The organism is Pradoshia sp. Z6_59 (assembly GCF_058267515.1).
Genome location: NZ_JBZCPP010000001.1, coordinates 317,729 through 336,413, shown reverse-complemented (window position 1 = coordinate 336,413; position 18,685 = coordinate 317,729). Strand labels below are relative to the sequence as shown.

The window sequence follows — 18,685 nt, the reverse complement described above, 5'->3', positions numbered from 1 at the left end:
ATTTCCGCCTATTAAACACTTACTTTTGTGCCTAAAACCTCTCGGCAAACCTGCTCAATTACCTCTTCTGGCAAACGATAGGTTTGACCAGAAGGATCATTTTGGACAGCAGATATAAGTTCCGATATATCGGCAGATTCAATGTTATATTCAGAAAAATCATCTGGTAAGTTTACAGCTTTACGAAGTGCTTCAATTTCTTCTATACATTGCTGTAAGCACTCTTCCTCGGTATCGGCAATATTCTCAATGCCAAGCGCCTGAGCAAATTCTTTTATCTTAGGTAAATAGAGAGGAGCTAAGTTTTTCATAACACTCGGCATTAAAACAGCATTGGCTAAACCATGTGGGATGCCATACTTTGCACCAAGAGTATGGGCTATATTATGGATTGGCATTTCAGCAAATGCCAAGACAAAGCTTGTAATCGCCATCGCACTCGCCTGCAGCATAGTAGCACGTGCTGCGATGTTACTGCCTTCATGTACAGCTGTTTCCAAATTAGCTCTAATTAGTTTAGCAGCATGGAGTGCAAATGCATCTCCCATTGCACTTGAATTATTGGAAAAATACCCTTCAACTGCATGGGTTAAGGCATCTAATCCAGTAAAAGCCGTAATTTTTGGCGGTAAGCCAACAGTTAACTCTGGATCAAGAATTGCGATATCTGAATTGATAAATGGATGGAGCAAATTACACTTCACCCCTAATTGCTCATTGTAGACGACCGAGATGCCTGATATCTCCGCACCTGTTCCGGCTGTAGTTGCAATCGAAATGTGGGGAATACCCATATGCTGAGCCTCTGGCCAAACTTCTAAAACATTTCCATTCATGGCATGTTCGATCTTGTTCACTTTCTTATGAAGACACCATTTAATGGTTTTTGCTGTATCCAAAACTGAACCACCGCCGATGGCAATCAAAGAATCACCATTGCACTCTTTGTAATATTGCAGCCCTTTATTAATATTGGAGGACTTGGCATCCTGTGTAACATCATCAAATACCCCTGCCAATTGGATACCAGGTACCATCTCAAATAAACGCTGGATTTTTTTCGTCAATCCGGCCTGGGTTAAGCCTTTATCTGAATATAAAACCGGTCGTTTACCGCCCAATGATTGAATTAAGTCTGGAATAAGTATATGCGACCCTGCCCCATTCTTAATGATTGATCGATGGATAAATTCATAATACGAAGTGACCTTCATCTTATCTCCCCATTCCTATTAGTTTTAAAAGAATGCTAGAATATCAGCCCTAAAGCTGCCCGTTGTTCATTTTCAGTTGTGAGTGCTGTTATAATACTTTTTTGCTCTGTATACTCATTGAAAACCTGACTTCCCAATTCACGTCCAAGCCCGCTTTGTTTATAACCGCCGAATGGAGCATCATTTCTGAATGCATGCCATTCATTAATCCAAATTGTTCCTGCCTTAAGCTGCGTGGCAATTTCATTTGCTTTTACAACATCACGGGACCATACTCCTGCTGTTAATCCATAAATCGTATCATTAGCGATTTCAATAGCTTCTTCCACTGTTGAATACTTCATCACACACAGAACTGGACCAAAAATTTCTTCCTGTGCTATTTTCATATCATTAGTGACATCTGCAAAAATGGTTGGCTCGATGAAATAACCCTGATCAAATCCCGGTCCTTCTGCTTTTTTGCCACCGCATACAAGACGGGCACCCTGTTCCAATCCGGATTCTATATAGCCTAAAACTTTATTCATTTGTTTCTCTGATATGACTGGCCCCATTCCGGTACTTGGATCAAGTGGATGGCCCAATTTTATTTTTGCAGTCATGACCACCAATTTTTCAACGACGATATCATACATCGATTCATGAACCAGGACACGTGTGCTTGCTTCACAAACTTGACCGGCATGAAAGAATACGCCAAGTAAAATCCCAGGTATGGCCACTTCCAGATCAGCATCCGGAAGTACAATTGCAGGTGCCTTTCCGCCAAGCTCGAGCGTAACTTTTTTCACACCCGTAGAGGCTAACTCCATGATTTTCTTTCCTGTTTCAGTTGAACCTGTGAACGCAATCTTCTCTACATCCGGATGTGTCACAAGCGCCTCTCCTACCTCTGAACCTGATCCGGTAATGACATTGAAAACTCCTTTAGGAAGTCCTGCTTCAACAGCAATCTCCGCCAGTTTTAATGTCCCAAGCGGGGTATCAGATGCCGGCTTGACAATAATGGAATTCCCCATAGCAATGGCTGGAGCAATCTTCCACATTGCTAAGACAAGCGGGAAATTGAACGGTGTAATCGCGGCTACAACGCCTAATGGTTCCCGAACCAACTGGGCTCTATTTGCCCCGAACACTTCCCTTACTGGCAATGCTTGAACAAATTCATATTCAAGAGCCATATTGGCTGTTTGCTGAAGAGATAAGATGAGCTGCATTATATCTGCTCCGCCAATTTTACGTAAGGTCGCTCCGGTACTGATACCTTCCAAATAAATTAACTCCTGGGCATGTTCCTTTATTTTACCGGCAAATTGCAACATGATTTGTGCTCTTTCTGCCTGTGTTTTCCTTGACCATACACCTGATTTAAAAACTTCTTTTGCATTTTGGACAGCTTTATTCACATCGTCTTTTGTACCTTTAGGGACTTTACCAACTACTTCAGATGTAGCTGGATTTATGACATCAAACATTTCTCCCGTAGATCCTGGTGTCCATTCTCCACCAATAAATTGTGCGAATTCCTGAACCTTCACGTCTGTACTCATCCTATATCCCCCCTATTTTCTTACTCAAAAATAACTTCAGTTTCATGAATTTCTTCCATCGTTTTTTCCTGGGCACGTGAAAGTACCTCAATCCGAGCACTCAATTGTTTCAGTGCATATTCCATTGCTTTTCCTTCCTCAATACCAAGACTCGTTACTTTTGCCCCATCTTCCCTCGCAGTCAGCTCATAGGCAATTGGAAGCAGCTCCTGGAGTCTTACTTGGACACGATCAAATAACTCGGGGTTTTCATGAATCAAGCGCTGAATAAGGAATGTTCCAAATCCAATATGGCGTCCTTCATCCCTCTTTACATTCCTTATTCCTTCAATAAATCCTGGGAATAGATTCGCTTTTGATAAAGCTTCATAGAAGAACCAATATCCGGTTTCCGCCAATACACCCTCAGCAAAGATATTGTATGTGACCGCAGCATCCAGCATCGCTTCAGGTGACTGATCTACGAGTAATCTATTCATTGTCTTAGGGAGGACATCGTCAAATAATTTCCTATGACCGGATGTCAGGAGATGGCTGAGATCCTCATTCACGCCGATTTCTTCTAAAAATAGACTAAAGAACTCCGCATGCTTAGCTTCTTCAAATAAGAATGTAGATAGGTAGGACTCCTCTTCAAACCATCCTTTTTTGGAAACAGCCATAATCATCGGCAGGATATCCTCCGAGACAGCTTCCTCTCCGCCAATAAACTGTGCAAATTGAATCAGAACTTCCTGCTGCTGATCAGGACTTAGCTTCTTCCAATCTTCTTTATCCTGGCTAAAGTCAATATCAACCGGATTCCAAATCCCATGTCTTTTTGCCTTTTGGTACAGCTTATACGGAAGTGAATCCTTTTTGATCATTTGTTTGGTAGTTACATATTCGCGCATTCATATCCCTCCTTTTAGAATAATTAACTTTTATTTTTTCATGGATGCTTTTCGTATGTATTCCCTCCTCCCTACATTAATAAAGCGCTTACATTAAGTTGCATCCACTTGGAACAGCCTTCATTTAACTAATTGCAAGTTCCGTGCCAACACACTATCCGTGTAAGAATCAGGAAAATAATATGGCCTTTATTTAGGAATGCTTGATTTCCAAACAACCTTTTTTCCTTGCTGTTTGAATATCAAGCATAGGCTTTTTGAACCCTGCAGACGGAACTTCTTTACTTAAACTGTAACTTATAACCTATACATAATATGTTGTAATTTGTAGGCTAACTAAAAAAAGATAGAATAAATCTATCATCAATTTCCAGGCCTATTAATAGGATTTCATTTTGAGACTATTTTTCTTTCTTTTATTAAATTTTAATGAAAAACAAGTTCCCCTGTGAAATCAATCCATATACATAGTTTAAAAAGTACTTTTAGTAAATAATAGAGCGGATTCAACTAATATTTGAACCGTAAATGACAGTAATTGAGCCAAACCACTTTAAGGATTGAATTAGCGAAGACTAAGTGAAAAAGGAAGCCGATTGAGCGCAGATTTTCATTTTTGCGATATGTCTATGTTTAAGCTACTATAACGACTATTTTTCTATCGTGCCTATTAGTATAGATAATTACCCGATAGATACATATAGTTGTACCTTTTTCCCCCTATAAAAAAACTCAACTAGTGAAGTCGCATAAAAAGAGGCAGTGATAAGCCACTAAATTTCCTGTCACTGCCTGATGCTCAAACGAACTGACCTTATCTACTTTTCTGTCTCTAAATATCCCTTTCTAAGGACTGTCTTAACAATTTTTCCAGCTGCGTTTCTTGGCAATGAATCTACGAAATGTACCAGCTTAGGCTTTTTATAGGATGCCAAATGGTCCTGGCAAAAGAGAATGACTTCTTCCTCTGTCATTGTTTCACCAGACTTTAGAACGATATATGCTTGAACCACTTCTCCCCATTTTTCATCAACTGCACCGACGACAGCACTTTCAACCACTTTGGTATGTCTATTTAAGACTTGTTCAATTTCAGCTGGGTAGATATTCTCTCCGCCACTGATAATCATATCTTTTTTACGATCAACGACATAAATAAATCCTTCATCATCCATCCTGACTAAATCACCGCTATGAAACCATCCTCCACGGAATGCCTCTCTAGTTGCTTCCGGATTTTTGTAATATTCTTTCATAACGGTTGGTCCACGGTAGATAATTTCCCCTACATCCCCGAGCGGAACATCATTCATATGGTCATCAACAACCCTGATTTCCACATTGACCACCGGCTTACCAACGGAAGAATTTTTCCTAATAGAGTCCTCTGGCTGAAGACAGGTGGTAACCGGGCTCATTTCTGTTTGCCCAAAAGGATCGCGCAGTTTCCCATTCGGAAAATATTTTGCAATTCTTTCTTTCAATAATAGAGAACAGGGTGCACTCCCAGCGGCACACCTTTCTAATGATGTTAAATCATACTGTTCAATCGAAGGAAATTCTACAAGCATATGCCACATGGTCGGTGCTAAAAAGATAAAATTAATTCGTTCTTTCTCGATAGTTTGAAGTACTTTTTCGGGGTCAAATTGCGAATGAATCACGGTGGTTCCATTAATAGGGTATAAAAGAGTTGATAAAGCAGCAATGTGAAATAAGGGCGCAACTACTAATTGTTTGAAATTTGAGCTAAGTCCTGCTGTGACGACTTGGTTCATCCCATTCATGCACATATTTTGATGAGTTAAAACCGCTCCTTTTGGACGCCCAGTTGTACCTGAAGTATACATAATAAGCGCTCCATCATCACCTGATAATGAATTACACGGACGATACGTTGATGAGCTGTCATATATTTCCTCATATGGTATATGGGAAGAGGATGAATCTCCATTCACGATAACTATACTGTCTACAAGCTGAATTTGTGATCGTATCGACTCAATCACAGGTAAAAAGACGTGATCAACAAACAATATTTTACACTCAGATTGCCCAATGATATACGCTAGCTCATCTTTTGTGAGGCGAAAATTTATTGGGACTCCCAATGCTCCAACTAATGAGGTAGCAAAGAAAATATCAATAAAAGGAAGTCCATTCAAGAGCATAAATCCAACCTTATCCTGATATCCTATACCGTTTTCCTGCAACCATCCTGCTAAGTGGGTTGCTCTTTTCTCTGACTCACGATAGGTCAGTTTCTCACTGCCAAATAGGTATGCCTCTCTCTCAGGAGCCGTGTGTGCTGCCCTGCGTAAATACTCTCCAATTAACAATGATCTGGATAAATCCAAATTAGATGTCGTCACATAAATCCCTCCATATTTAAATTTTGATCTATTTGAACAAAATCACTTAAATGGTTCATTATGAAATCAACCTCTATGGGAGAATTGGCAAGCATCTACTGTATTTTGCCATCACTTACAATAATGCAATTATGATGCCAACCTGTATTTTTGCAATCACATGCTAATATTCAATTATTCATGTCTCTAAATCACACACAACAATGATTACAGGTGTCTGATAGTCTAACACATTGATCCACGCCGATTTTTAATATCTATGAAATTCGAATCTGATGGAAGAATAATAAATTTCTCTTTTTCCTTCTTGTCCATTACGCAAAACGACGTGGCTTAATAGAATCTAAATCTGAGCTCCATAACAAGCTCCTTCTACTGATCTCTGGGACCGCTTTATACGAGTATTCTCTTGCTCTTTTTCCTTTTGGAACATAACTACCCATAAAAAAACAGCACCTGCCCGTAATGGATAAGTGCTGCTTAAATAAAATATTTCAGAAAAGCTTTATTACATTTACAAATACACAGCGTAATGATCCTTAGTTTTCTCGCAATCCTATCAGTCTCTGGACTGCTTTTAGAGGTATTTTTAATTACCAGCCGAATAAATGTTAATGACCATATTAAATTTTTAAAATGCATCCGATTAATAAAGAGATCTTAAGTAGAACTCACTGTGCAGGATTAATAATGATAGAATCAGGCAGAAAAATACTAAATTCCGTCCATTCCGGATTGGACGTACATACTAAGTCTCCATTATAACTATCAATAATTTTTTTGCATACATATAGGCCAATACCCGTACCTAATTCCTTCGTAGTGAAAAATGGCTCAAAGATGGATTCAATATTTTCATTTGCAATCATAGGCCCATTATTGGACAAGCTTATCACTAATTGATTGTTCTTAATAGTGGTCTTTACTTTAATCAAACGCGGAGGCGGCTGATTTTTCAAGGCATCAATTGAATTAATAAAAAGATTGAGGGCAACCTGCTTCAATCCATTTCTGCTTGCCTTTATGGTTAAATCAGCAGGAACATCGATGTCAACCTTAACATTGGTGTCGATAATATTCGCATAGCTTAATTGTTTAATCTCTTCAATCAGATCCCTGATTGATATATCCATAATTTCCTCTTCATTGAATTCAGCCTTTGATGTGTGCAAAAATTGGCTAATCCGAAAATTTAATTGATTAAGCTCATAATCCATGATATCTAGGTATTTCATATCGGGATATTCATTTCTCAAAATCTTATTAAATCCCATTACAGCTGTAAGCGGATTACGGAATTCATGCACAAAGCTTGATGATATTTGGCCGAGCAGTGCTAATTTATCCTTATGGTTTTCATTGATGAATGTAGTCTTCTCATCAATGACCCTATTTTTCAAATGTATACTGGTCGAAACCAATTCATAGCTGAATGTGTCAAATTGTTTATTGATATTATTAATTGTACTTTGGAGTATATAAGAGGGTATATCCATCTTCAGCACAAAATTCACAAAAATTCTGCGTCCCTGATTGATGTTATATAAGACATCTCCTATATTAATATCATCGATTCGCTCCCTGGCTGTCCTTATTGCCATTTCCTTAATTTGATTTTCAGATATTTTCCCGTTTATCGTATCAATCAATTGGTTGAACATAATTTTACGCGGCTGTTCCATAGATTCTAGATAATCCTCTTTATTTGACATCTTAATAGAATCTAAATACTCCTGAAATAAACTCGCCTCTTCTTTTATCAATAAATCCTCAATCAGCTGCTGATATTCACCTTGCTTTAATAAAATTGGCTCCATACCATTAGACCACCATTTCACTTTAGCTTTACACGTATGTTCTATATTCGACAAATACACCTGATATCCTTTACTGTCATAAAAACATTTACAGATTGTGAATATTGTAATATTCATGTAAAATGATTATTTTTATGTAATTCCCCTTTTGAAAATACCATTCTTCCCCTTATTGCACATCTATGTATAGTGTAATAAAAGACCTGTAACATCAAACACTTAACGATACACCAGTTATTTATTAATCAATTAGGTCCAACTAAAAAGGACTATATAGGAAGCAATGTCCTTATATAGTCCTCAGTGATGGCTGATATAGTTGATTTGAATTCTTTAGTTTTAAATCTGCCTATTCACCTTCGCGAAACTCTGTTCTTGATAATATTATAAACAAGTACAAGCGCAGCCACTATTAAGAAAACATGGATAATTGCTCCACCTATTTTAAATATAAGACCTAATAACCATATAGCCACCAAAATTCCAACTAATGTCCAAAGCATTTGAATCATCTCTCTTCCAATAAGGGTTTGATTTACCTATTTTTACCCATTTGAAAGATTTTAAAACAAAAGCGTTTATTAACAATAATTTATTACCTTGCCAATCAGCGTTTGGTTGAACCAAATCCGCCGGTTCTGCTAGCATGAAGTACTTGATCCTCATCCGCTAATAGATACTGTTTAAAAATACCCTGTGCAATCCTGTCCCCTTTTTTTACAAGAACTGGAGCTTCTCCGCGATTAGTAATGGAAATACCAATATTCCCATCATTTTCAGGGTTTCCGTAGTAGGAAGAATCAATAATGCCGGTCCCATTTGATAGAACCAGGCCATATTTCACTCCTAGACTGCTTCTGATATGTATCTCCAGCAATTCATTTTGCTGCATATAAGCTTTGATGTTAGTCCAAAACAGATGCTTTCCTCCAACATTCAATGTAATGGTTTCATTTGAAAAAAAATCATATCCTGCTGATCCGGCATCTCCGCGCATTGGCAGCTTGACCTCATCCTCCGTCATTTGCATCTTGATATGCGCAGGATTAACAACTTCGAATCCTCTTACTTTTTGCTCTTTCATATAAATCTCCTTTTATGTAACAATATCCTTGTAGCTATTAATAATTTTAAACTGACTCCACATTTCAGGAAACAAAGATCGATATTTATCGGTTAAAAAACGATCATCTATTAAAGTAAGCGTACCTGTATCCTGTTCACTGCGAATTAATCGGCCTGCAGCCTGCAATACTTTGTTCATCCCCGGATAAACATACGCGTAATCAAATCCATTTTTACCTTTCGAGTGATAATAGTTTCGAATTATTTTTCTTTCTTCATTTAATTGAGGCAATCCAACTCCAATTATAATAACTCCACTCAATCGATTGCCAACCAGGTCGATTCCTTCAGAAAAAATTCCACCTAATACTGTAAAGCCAATCACAGGAATATCCAGGTCCTCTTCAAAGGCTGACAGAAAATCTTCTCTTTCCTGCTCACTCATTCCTTGATTTTGTATCAGAATTTTAGAAGGTTCCTCAAATTCCTCCAGTTCGTCCATAACCATTCTTAAAAATTGGTAGGACGGGAAAAACACTAAAAAATTACCTCTGTTTTTTGTAATTGCATGAATGGTTCTGGCAATTTGAACACTAGATACCGAGCGATCATGAAATCTTGTAGAAAGCGGCTGTATTGCTATATCCAACTGATCTGGGGAAAATGGTGAACCGATTTGAATCCGATAATCCCCATCATCACTTCCTAATGCATCCATGTAATAGCCAATTGGCGTCAATGTAGCCGAGAAGAATAGAGTGGAAGCAAATCCCTTCGTCATCTTTTGCAAATTTATAGCAGGATCCAAACAAAACAGCTTCAAGTATACATTATTGCTTCCTTTTATTACATGCGTCGTATAATGCTCATTATAATACTTAGCTATCCGTAGAAAATTCTGTGATTGAAAAAAGGTTTCTAATAAATCAATTTCATTTGACGAATGATTCTCATTATACCTGGCTAATTGAGCACCGGCATGAAGTACGAAATCTTCTAGTGCATCCAGTAACTCGTCCGGCACTCCCGGATAAGCAGCCGATTTTCTTTCGCCCAATCCCTTCCTTTGCTGAATCAATAATGCATTAATTACTTTAGCTGCATTTGATAGCTCTGGATTCAATTGATTGTAGGACCTTTTTATTTCTAAGAATGCTTTCTTTTCCAACTCTGCAGAAAACATTTCCCTGCCGCGTTCCACCAGGTTATGCGCTTCATCAACCAGAATTACAGTTCGTTTCTTTTGCTCATCAGATAGTCGTTTCAAGAAGACTCGTGGATCAAAAATATAATTATAATCGCAAATCACAATGTCTGCCAGGTACGCTAATTCAATCGAATATTCAAAAGGACATACTCGGTGGCGCTTAGCGTATTCCAGGATTGTTTCTCTATCTATTAACCATTCATTTTCTAAAATATCCAAAACTGCAGCATTAATTCGGTCATAATGACCCTCCCCATACATACATTGACCAGCAGTACAATCAGGACACATTTTATCCTTAGCTGTAAGCGTAACAGTTTTCACTCTTAAACCTTTTCCAATTAAGATATTTAGTGTATCCTCAGCCACTTGCCTCGTAATTGTTTTGGCTGTTAAATAGAAAAACCGTTCAATCTTATGGTCTGTTTCTCCCATCATTTTTATGGTTGGAAATATAAAAGAAATGGTCTTTCCAATGCCAGTCGGTGCCAATGCGAATAATTTTTTCCGTTCAGAAATGGTTTTCCAGGCGGCTCCTATGAGCTTTCGCTGTCCTTTTCTAAAATTTTCGAACGGAAATTCAATTTGTGCTGCTGAATTGAGTTTTTCTCTCCGTATCTTTAATTGCAGGATTGCAAATGGTGAAAAGGTTTCAAGTACTTGATTTAGGAATTGTTCTAATTCTTTAAACGTCAGGGTTTTGCGAAACGAGGCTGTTTGATTGGTCAGTACTTGTACGTAAGTCAATTGTATATCTATATGCTCCAGACCTTTATTTAAACAGTATATATAGCCATAACACATTGCCTGAGCCCAGTGTACAGGGTATGTATTCTCTTTAATCGCATCAAGAGGTCCAGAGGTTGATTTTATTTCCTCAATAACTGTTCCTTCTGGCCGATGTAAAATACCATCACATCTTCCTTCAATCTCATAAAGAAGATCCCCGTATTCCATTATAAGATTAAGATGTACCTCTTTTTCATCGTTCTCCTCATATTCTGCTTGCCTTCTTTGATGAATTCTTGTCCCCTCAATTATGGAGCTGGCCGTGCGAAAACCCCCGTCCAAATCGCCGCTCCGATAAACATATTCAACTAACTGTCTAATGGATATATGATACTCACCTAACATGTACACTCACCCAACCTGCTCGTAGTACCATTATCATACCATATAGGGCACAGATGTTCTTACTTTGAAATCGAAAAAACATCTCTTTATATAAAGCAGGGGCTATTGAGACTCATTGATCCATTCATATAAATAGTAAATAAAACAGGGTATTCTCAGATTTTGAGAATACCCTGTTTATTGGATTGTCTTGTCACTTAATAGTTTTTGTAAAGTATAAATATACTCGTTTTTTCTAATTTTCCTCTGAAATATCCTGTAAAGCTTCACCAGCTTCGTCATTACCGGTATAGCTTACGGCTAAATCACCTAAGGATACAATACCAACAAGTTTACCGTTTTCCAGGACAGGCAGACGTCTAATTTGATGTTGAGCCATTAGTGCAGCTGCTTCCTCCTCTGTTGTATCAGGGTTTGCAGTCACAACATTTTGATGCATCACATCTGTTACTCTAGTTGAACCTGGCCGTTTTTCAGCAATTCCGTCCACAACCAGATCGCGGTCCGTAATGATGCCAACCAACGTATGATCCTCACAGACAGGAATAATTCCCACATTATCCTCTTTCATTTTCAAAGCAACCTCATATACATTATCAAGCGGTGTAACATAGTCTACATTTGTTGTCATAATCTCTCTTAACATCGTCATGAGCTATACCTCACTTCCTTTTACCTCTATCTTCCCCTTTTTCAGCTTTTTGACACATTATTTTTGATGGAAGGAGGAAGGTTAATTAAAGTTTGATTTCGCTCATTAATTTATCCATATCTTTATAAACTTGAATTTCTTCATTGATTCTGAGCATTTTATCATCCAGGTCTGCAATCATATCAGCAGATTCCTTTAATTCTTGGAGTAGATGCTCAGGTACATCTTTAGAAAATTTATAATAAATTTTATGCTCCAGGCTGGCCCAAAAGTCCATGGCAATGGTTCTAATTTGTATTTCCACCGGCATCCATTTTTTACAGTCCGAAAAAAATACCGGGATTTCCGTAATCAAATGAAGGCTTCTATACCCATTTGGCTTAGGGTTTTTTATATAATCTTTAATCTCAATAATATGTATATCATCCTGTTTTCCAAGGGCATCTACAATTGCATAAATATCTGTTGTAAATGAACAGGAAATACGAATCCCTGCGATATCACGGACATTCTGCTGTGCATTTTCAACCGTAATATCAAGGTTCTTTCGTTTTAATTTTTTCATAATACTCTGTGGACTTTTCATTCTCGATTTAATATGTTCGATTGGATTATAATTATCAATGAATTCAAATTCCTGATTCAATATTTCCAGTTTCGTATTCATTTCACTTAATGCAAACTTATAACCAATTAAAAATTCTTTCCATTCATTTAATTCTTGTTCAAAAGGCAAATTCACGTCTTTAGATACCTCTTTTCTGTAGTGTTTCCATAACCCTCCATACGATCAAAACGGTTAAATGGTTTCATTTTGATTTACTGAAAATATTGGTAAATTCACAAAATAAAAACAAAAAAAACAGACCACATATTCAATGGTCTGTTTCTGCGAGAAAGCTGGACGGCTTAATCGTTCCGTCTAGGATTATTAATCGCTTGAAGCATTTTAATTCCTTCTGTCATCTCACTACCACATAATGGACACTTAGGTGTTGCTGTAGCTTTGAAATTGTCACGTACCCAACCGTTACAATCATCAGAAGTACATTCCCACACCTTCGTTTCTTCAGGGATTATTTCCTCAACATTTTTTCGATTATACATAACCGGCACACCTTTCTTTTAGAAGTTAATTATGTAGTAAAAGACTATCCGTACATGGGATAGCCTTTATTCGCATACTTCTTAAAGCTTAATTACGTTTTCAGCTTGAGGTCCGCGAGCGCCTTCTGTTACGTCGAACTGTACGCTTTGGCCTTCTTCTAGAGATTTGAAACCTTCGCCTTGAATAGCAGAGAAATGTACGAATACATCATTTTCGCCTTCAACTTCAATGAATCCGAAACCTTTTTCTGCATTAAACCATTTTACTTTACCGTTTTTCATTTTGTTACCTCCAAAAATGTGTGATAAATAAAGATTCACCTATTATAAAAAGTACCGCTCTGTAAAAAAGAGAACACTTTATAATAAGTGAATGTCTATTTACCGGCAATTTTATAAAGATAAACATTACACCTAATTATACAGCACATTTTCAGAAATGTCAATAATCTGCTGAACTTTATAATCCTATCATGCCTCTATCAGCAGATAGTATACCTGTTTATTTTTGTGATTTATTCCACTCATTTAATTGCCGGAAATAGTCTATTCGTTCTTCTCTTGTATAATGGGCATTTACTCCGCTTGTAGATGGAACAACAAAGATATGGCAGCCTTCCCAATCGGAAGTGCCATAAAACAGGCCGTCCTGAAGACCTGGTTCCACTTTGCCTTTAAGACGGTTTGTTGCGTAGCGAAAGGCCGTAATCCCAATGAAGCATAAACATTTAGGCTTGTATTGAATGATTAAATTCCTTAAGTCTGCCGCACCCTCTATAAATTCTTCTTTTTTCAAATCAGAAGAAGATCGTGTTGCTCTGCCGACAATATCCGTTATTCCGTAGCCATAGTCCAGGAGCTTTGCCGTCTCCTCAGGTTTAAATTGATACGGCGTAATGCCGCCCAAATACAATCCCTTCCAAAACAAATTCGCTGGATTCGCAAAATGATACCCTTTAAGAGCTGAAATTCTGCCAGGATTAATCCCACAAAATACAATATCCAATCCAGGCTTTATATAGGTTGGCAATGTTAAAGATTCAAAATCCTCCATTCATACCCTCCTCGCTCTTTTTTGGATGATTATAACGCATTTAAGAATGATGATAAAGAAATCTACTTATACCTGTTCTTACCACTCCTTATAAAAAAAACACGGCATATACCCAGTAGCAAGCCACTGGATACACACCATGTTTACAAGTTACCTTTATTAGATTAAGCTTTACCGCAGCATTTTTTGTATTTTTTTCCACTGCCGCATGGGCAAGGTTCATTTCTGCCTACTTTTGGTTGAGTTTTTTGGACTGGAGCAGAAGCTGCAGGTTTATTAGCAGATGGAGAGGATAATTCAGAAGGTGTATGACCTTTTAAAATCCATAGTCTTGTGTTATTTACGACAATAACCATTTTTTCAACCAATGCATTAATATCTTTTTCTGACCCAAATTCAATTTGTTCTCCAAACCACTTCACCACATCAGGCAAGGATTCTCCGAATTGAACTTTAAAGATGAAACGGTCTGCCAATTCTGCTGCTTCTTCTTGCTTCATAGAATACGTATCTGATAAATATTGAATGAGTTCAACCATTTGCTCTGTTCTTTCAAATGGTTCGTATCGGTTCACTTTTACCATAGTTTCAGCAGGAATTTGATAGTATTTCAAGCCTACTCTGCTTGCCTGTGCCTGTTTAAATCCATCTAACTCCTTGATTGTATCGTGAATAATATACTCATCATTTAGACGGAAATCTCCATAGTAATCTTCCAAATAACGAATGTAATTGTGCAGCCATTCAATATCCACTTCTTCCTGGATATATCCTTCAATCAATTTATGGGCTTTTTCAACCTCCATAAATCCATAATAACGAATTAAGCCAAAAAGAATGTTTGTCACTTTTTGGTTACGGTTAATTACCGTCATAATTTCTTTTGGATTTAGATTGTAAAATTGTTTCATTACTTCAGTCGGCATTACAACCACTGGTTGATCTTCCACTTTGGAAGGGTGGATATATCCGATACTTGATAAGTAAAATACATTTTCAAGTCCAATTTGTTCAATTGGCATAATCCCGCTTTTTGTCATCATCGCCACAATAGCTGTGTATTGATGAAGATCCATCATTTGAACCTTCTCAGGGACAGAAGCTGGTATTTTCTCAGCCAATGCTGCTACCAATTCTTTTTTTCTTAATGAACTCATGTTTTTTAAATTTAGATTTCTGCGGATATTCTTTAAAGCATCCATCTTTAATGAATCCAGCAAACTCTCTAAATTATATTCATCTACAGTTGCAGTTGTCATCAGAATTCCTCCATATTGAATCAAAAACTAAAAATATAATAATTCCCCGTCAAAGAATTAAATTTTACTACAAATCACGAAAAAAATAAACTGTCGCTCTATTCCTACATTTTAATTTCCGGCTATACACTTATGTATTTGATTAAAACATATGGTATTGATACTACCTCTCTTTTACTGGAATAGAAAGAAAAAAGCAATCGGGCTCGTGCCTGGATTGCTTTTTATAACCAATTAAAATTCTATCAATCTTCCAAAATTTTCACATCAACTGTTTTAATACCCCAGTTTTCCGCTTCAGCCTGAGATGGAATAAAAACATCAATTTTATTCCCTTTAATTGCTCCTCCGATATCTGCGGCGATTGCGTGTCCATACCCTTCCACATAAACTTTTGTGCCAAGTGGAATGACAGATGGGTCAACAGCAATTACCTTTTGATTCGGATTAGCTTTAAGGTCAATACCAGTGTATGTGACACCAGTTCCACCTTCACAATCCGCCGTATAGGCCGTTGCTTTAACGGTAATGATTTTCTCATCCTGCTCAGAGTTTTCAGCAGAGGTATTTATTTCTTCATTTACTTCTTCAACCTCAGAAGTTACAGCAGTTTCTGTATTTTTATTTACCTCTTCTTCAACAGGTGATTTTACAGGTGTCTCTTTTACCTCATCTTTATCTTCAACTGCAGGTGTATCAATAACCTGATTTTCCTGAGTCTTTTCTGTCTTTACAGGCTTTTCTATCTTAGATAAGTCCGTTCTACGTTCATTGGATTGCACGTTTTCCGTTTCGACTATATCTGTTGCATCGGCAGCAGCATTAGTAGAAGATTGAATATTCATTTGCGTATCTTTTTTACTTGAATTAATAGATGCATATGTTGTATGCTCAGACTCTTTTTCATTCTGAACGATTGTAGAGCTTGTCTTTTTTTCAGGCATATCTATAAACATAAAGTCACTCAAATCATCTTTCACTACTTGACTTACTTCTGCTGTTGGCTGCTGATCTATATGTTGAGTTTTATTATGATTTGATGAGGAAACGAAGCCACCTTGTATGACTCCCGCAAGTGATGTTGAAATTAATACTGCAATAATCAATTGATTCATCGGGCTTAACCTCCTTTATTTTGACCGAATGAATTTCAGACATTATCCTACCAGCTAACTAAATTAGTTGTTAAGAACAAATAGATGTTAAACCTATTACATATATGTCGCTAACATTACAATAGTGTAACAAATTTACAGAAAAGTAACTAAGTAAGCGCTTTATCTATTGATTCTGTAAGTACGGATTTTTTGTCTTTATAGCTAAAGAAGTAGTCATTTTACACAAATTACCACCGTCAAAGTGCTGTTTTCTGACTAAAACACGAGAATGTTAGTACTTCTCTTTCAAAATGTGTACATGTGGTGATATAATTTCCTAGATACCAGCAAACGGAGGAAATGAAATACATGATTACTGTAAATAACGTAGGTCTTCGCTTTGGAGACCGAAAATTGTTCGAGGATGTAAATATTAAATTTACACCTGGAAACTGCTATGGATTAATTGGTGCCAATGGTGCCGGAAAATCTACTTTTCTTAAAATCTTATCAGGTGAGCTAGAGCCTCAATCTGGAACTGTCAGTCTTGGCCCTGGAGAGCGCCTTACTGTCTTAAAGCAAAACCACTTCGAATATGAGGATATTGAAGTAATCCAAGTGGTTATTATGGGACATGCCCGACTTTATGAAGTTATGAAAGAAAAAGATGCTATTTATATGAAGGAAAACTTCTCCGACGAAGATGGTATGAGAGCAGCAGAGCTTGAAGGTGAATTTGCTGAACTGAATGGTTGGGAAGCAGAACCTGATGCAGCAATCCTACTTAAAGGGTTAGGGATACCAGAAGAATTACACAACAAAAAGATGGCCGAGCTAGATGGTGGAGAAAAAGTAAAAGTATTGCTTGCACAAGCTTTATTTGGCAAACCGGATGTATTATTACTCGATGAGCCTACCAACCACCTTGATATCAAAGCTATTCAATGGCTTGAAGAATTTTTAATCAACTTTGAGAATACGGTAATTGTTGTATCCCATGACCGTCATTTCTTGAATAAAGTATGTACACATATTGCAGACCTTGATTTCGGAAAAATCCAATTGTATGTCGGAAACTATGATTTCTGGTATGAGTCCAGCCAATTGGCACAAAAATTAACAGCTGAGTCCAATAAGAAAAAGGAAGAAAAGATTAAGGAATTACAAGCATTCGTTGCCCGTTTCAGTGCAAATGCTTCTAAATCCAAACAGGCCACTTCCCGTAAAAAATTATTGGAAAAGATTACGCTCGATGATATTAGACCATCATCCCGCCGTTATCCATATGTACACTTTACTCCAGAGCGTGAAATTGGTAATGATCTTCTACGTGTTGAAGGTCTAACCAAGACGATTGATGGCGAAAAGGTACTGAACAATGTTAGCTTTATCATGAATAAAGACGACAAAATCGCTTTAGTTGGTCAAAATGATAATGCCAAGACAGCTTTATTTAAAATCCTAATGGGTGAAATGGAAGCTGATGAAGGAACATTCAAATGGGGAGTTACGACTTCACAATCCTACTTCCCTAAAGACAACTCTGAGTTCTTTGAAGGAAACGAGCAAACTCTAGTGGATTGGCTTCGTCAATTCTCTCCACAGGATGAAAGCGAATCATTCCTTCGCGGTTTCCTCGGAAGAATGCTCTTCTCTGGTGAGGAAGTAATGAAGAAACCGTCTGTTCTTTCCGGCGGCGAAAAAGTTCGTTGTATGCTATCCAAAATGATGCTCAGCGGAGCAAATGTTCTTCTTTTGGATGAACCAACCAACCATCTAGACTTGGAATCCATCACAGCAGTCAATAACGGTATGATTAATTTCAAAGGTGCCATGATCTTCACATCTCATGACCACCAGTTTATCCAAACGATTGCAAACCGTATTATTGAAATTACTCCAGATGGCATCCTCGACAAACAAATGACGTATGATGAGTATTTAGAGACAGTTAAAAAGTAATGAATGTAGTAGAGGCTAGGACATATCTAGCTTCAAAATAATTAGAAAGGCGAATTTGAGTAAACTCGAATTCGCCTTCTTTATGTTTGTGTTTAAAATTTCTATGGTCATCGGTGAGACCGTAAAGTTCCTTAGATTTACTACTACTAATCTAACGTATAGCCCAATTCGTTTTCTACCTTTAATTTTCCACGTACAGAAAAGCGAGTGAAACGCAAATTAGCCTTCAAGAATTCAAAAACTGGCTCCACAGGAGCATTTTGACCCACCCCTCTTTCTCTCTTTCTCTATTAGCTTTT

16 protein-coding genes and 1 pseudogene are annotated in these 18,685 nt (G+C 37.4%); 1 reads left to right on the top strand and 16 read right to left on the bottom strand.

The features are described 5' to 3' along the window. Positions 1-11: 11 nt before the first annotated feature. The 15 genes from AC4D4B_RS01690 to AC4D4B_RS01620 all read right to left on the bottom strand — a co-directional run bounded on the left by AC4D4B_RS01690 (position 12) and on the right by AC4D4B_RS01620 (position 16,442). The gene (locus AC4D4B_RS01690) at positions 12-1,214 is read right to left on the bottom strand and encodes an iron-containing alcohol dehydrogenase (protein ID WP_490994307.1); all 1,203 of its coding nucleotides are present in this window, start codon (positions 1,212-1,214) and stop codon (positions 12-14) included. Between the two features lie 35 nt (positions 1,215-1,249). Further along, complete coding sequence (locus AC4D4B_RS01685) at positions 1,250-2,767, bottom strand: aldehyde dehydrogenase family protein (protein ID WP_490999003.1); 1,518 nt, start codon at positions 2,765-2,767, stop codon at positions 1,250-1,252. Positions 2,768-2,787: 20 nt separating this feature from the next. Next, on the bottom strand, positions 2,788-3,660 hold the full coding sequence (locus AC4D4B_RS01680) for a R2-like ligand-binding oxidase (RefSeq protein WP_490994305.1): 873 nt from the start codon (positions 3,658-3,660) through the stop codon (positions 2,788-2,790). 818 nt (positions 3,661-4,478) lie between these two features. Continuing rightward, positions 4,479-6,032, bottom strand: a complete 1,554-nt coding sequence (locus tag AC4D4B_RS01675) for an acyl-CoA synthetase (protein ID WP_490999002.1) — start codon at positions 6,030-6,032, stop codon at positions 4,479-4,481. A 671-nt stretch (positions 6,033-6,703) separates the two neighbouring features. Next, entirely contained in the window at positions 6,704-7,849 is a 1,146-nt protein-coding gene (locus tag AC4D4B_RS01670; RefSeq protein WP_490994303.1) for a histidine kinase N-terminal domain-containing protein, read from the bottom strand. Between the two features lie 353 nt (positions 7,850-8,202). Next, positions 8,203-8,352, bottom strand: a complete 150-nt coding sequence (locus tag AC4D4B_RS01665) for a lmo0937 family membrane protein (RefSeq protein ID WP_490994302.1) — start codon at positions 8,350-8,352, stop codon at positions 8,203-8,205. Positions 8,353-8,456: 104 nt separating this feature from the next. Beyond that, entirely contained in the window at positions 8,457-8,933 is a 477-nt protein-coding gene (locus tag AC4D4B_RS01660; protein WP_490994301.1) for a dCTP deaminase/dUTPase family protein, read from the bottom strand. A gap of 12 nt (positions 8,934-8,945) precedes the next feature. Continuing rightward, entirely contained in the window at positions 8,946-11,255 is a 2,310-nt protein-coding gene (locus AC4D4B_RS01655; protein ID WP_490999001.1) for an ATP-dependent DNA helicase, read from the bottom strand. Between the two features lie 235 nt (positions 11,256-11,490). Then, entirely contained in the window at positions 11,491-11,907 is a 417-nt protein-coding gene (locus AC4D4B_RS01650) for a CBS domain-containing protein (protein WP_490994299.1), read from the bottom strand. 85 nt (positions 11,908-11,992) lie between these two features. Further along, positions 11,993-12,649 (bottom strand): GTP pyrophosphokinase, encoded by a 657-nt coding sequence (locus AC4D4B_RS01645; RefSeq protein WP_490999000.1) that lies wholly within the window; start codon positions 12,647-12,649, stop codon positions 11,993-11,995. Positions 12,650-12,816: 167 nt separating this feature from the next. Then, the gene (locus AC4D4B_RS01640; RefSeq protein ID WP_066103474.1) at positions 12,817-13,014 is read right to left on the bottom strand and encodes a cold-shock protein; all 198 of its coding nucleotides are present in this window, start codon (positions 13,012-13,014) and stop codon (positions 12,817-12,819) included. A gap of 81 nt (positions 13,015-13,095) precedes the next feature. Further along, a complete protein-coding gene (locus tag AC4D4B_RS01635; protein ID WP_066103471.1) occupies positions 13,096-13,296 on the bottom strand; it encodes a cold-shock protein in 201 nt (66 codons plus the stop codon). 220 nt (positions 13,297-13,516) lie between these two features. After that, positions 13,517-14,068 (bottom strand): mismatch-specific DNA-glycosylase, encoded by a 552-nt coding sequence (locus AC4D4B_RS01630; protein WP_490994297.1) that lies wholly within the window; start codon positions 14,066-14,068, stop codon positions 13,517-13,519. 164 nt (positions 14,069-14,232) lie between these two features. Continuing rightward, positions 14,233-15,327 (bottom strand): SEC-C metal-binding domain-containing protein, encoded by a 1,095-nt coding sequence (locus tag AC4D4B_RS01625; protein ID WP_490998999.1) that lies wholly within the window; start codon positions 15,325-15,327, stop codon positions 14,233-14,235. A gap of 245 nt (positions 15,328-15,572) precedes the next feature. Further along, complete coding sequence (locus AC4D4B_RS01620; RefSeq protein ID WP_490998998.1) at positions 15,573-16,442, bottom strand: 3D domain-containing protein; 870 nt, start codon at positions 16,440-16,442, stop codon at positions 15,573-15,575. A 351-nt stretch (positions 16,443-16,793) separates the two neighbouring features. Here AC4D4B_RS01620 and AC4D4B_RS01615 point away from each other — a divergent pair, with 351 nt between their 5' ends. Beyond that, on the top strand, positions 16,794-18,386 hold the full coding sequence (locus AC4D4B_RS01615) for an ABC-F family ATP-binding cassette domain-containing protein (protein ID WP_490998997.1): 1,593 nt from the start codon (positions 16,794-16,796) through the stop codon (positions 18,384-18,386). 15 nt (positions 18,387-18,401) lie between these two features. Here AC4D4B_RS01615 and AC4D4B_RS01610 read toward each other — a convergent pair. Next, a pseudogene (locus AC4D4B_RS01610) lies at positions 18,402-18,637 on the bottom strand (hypothetical protein); the annotation flags it as partial. Between the last annotated feature and the right edge of the window lie 48 nt (positions 18,638-18,685).

Excerpts from the sequence above, each read along its gene's own strand:
- AC4D4B_RS01690 (WP_490994307.1), bottom strand. The coding sequence starts at position 1,214 with ATGAAGGTCACTTCGTATTATGAATTTATCCATCGATCAATCATTAAG.
- AC4D4B_RS01620 (WP_490998998.1), bottom strand. The coding sequence starts at position 16,442 with ATGAATCAATTGATTATTGCAGTATTAATTTCAACATCACTTGCGGGA.
- AC4D4B_RS01665 (WP_490994302.1), bottom strand. The coding sequence starts at position 8,352 with ATGCTTTGGACATTAGTTGGAATTTTGGTGGCTATATGGTTATTAGGT.
- AC4D4B_RS01625 (WP_490998999.1), bottom strand. The coding sequence starts at position 15,327 with ATGACAACTGCAACTGTAGATGAATATAATTTAGAGAGTTTGCTGGAT.
- AC4D4B_RS01615 (WP_490998997.1), top strand. The coding sequence starts at position 16,794 with ATGATTACTGTAAATAACGTAGGTCTTCGCTTTGGAGACCGAAAATTG.
- AC4D4B_RS01640 (WP_066103474.1), bottom strand. The coding sequence starts at position 13,014 with ATGTATAATCGAAAAAATGTTGAGGAAATAATCCCTGAAGAAACGAAG.
- AC4D4B_RS01670 (WP_490994303.1), bottom strand. The coding sequence starts at position 7,849 with ATGGAGCCAATTTTATTAAAGCAAGGTGAATATCAGCAGCTGATTGAG.
- AC4D4B_RS01630 (WP_490994297.1), bottom strand. The coding sequence starts at position 14,068 with ATGGAGGATTTTGAATCTTTAACATTGCCAACCTATATAAAGCCTGGA.
- AC4D4B_RS01660 (WP_490994301.1), bottom strand. The coding sequence starts at position 8,933 with ATGAAAGAGCAAAAAGTAAGAGGATTCGAAGTTGTTAATCCTGCGCAT.
- AC4D4B_RS01635 (WP_066103471.1), bottom strand. The coding sequence starts at position 13,296 with ATGAAAAACGGTAAAGTAAAATGGTTTAATGCAGAAAAAGGTTTCGGA.
- AC4D4B_RS01685 (WP_490999003.1), bottom strand. The coding sequence starts at position 2,767 with ATGAGTACAGACGTGAAGGTTCAGGAATTCGCACAATTTATTGGTGGA.
- AC4D4B_RS01655 (WP_490999001.1), bottom strand. The coding sequence starts at position 11,255 with ATGTTAGGTGAGTATCATATATCCATTAGACAGTTAGTTGAATATGTT.
- AC4D4B_RS01680 (WP_490994305.1), bottom strand. The coding sequence starts at position 3,660 with ATGCGCGAATATGTAACTACCAAACAAATGATCAAAAAGGATTCACTT.
- AC4D4B_RS01650 (WP_490994299.1), bottom strand. The coding sequence starts at position 11,907 with ATGACGATGTTAAGAGAGATTATGACAACAAATGTAGACTATGTTACA.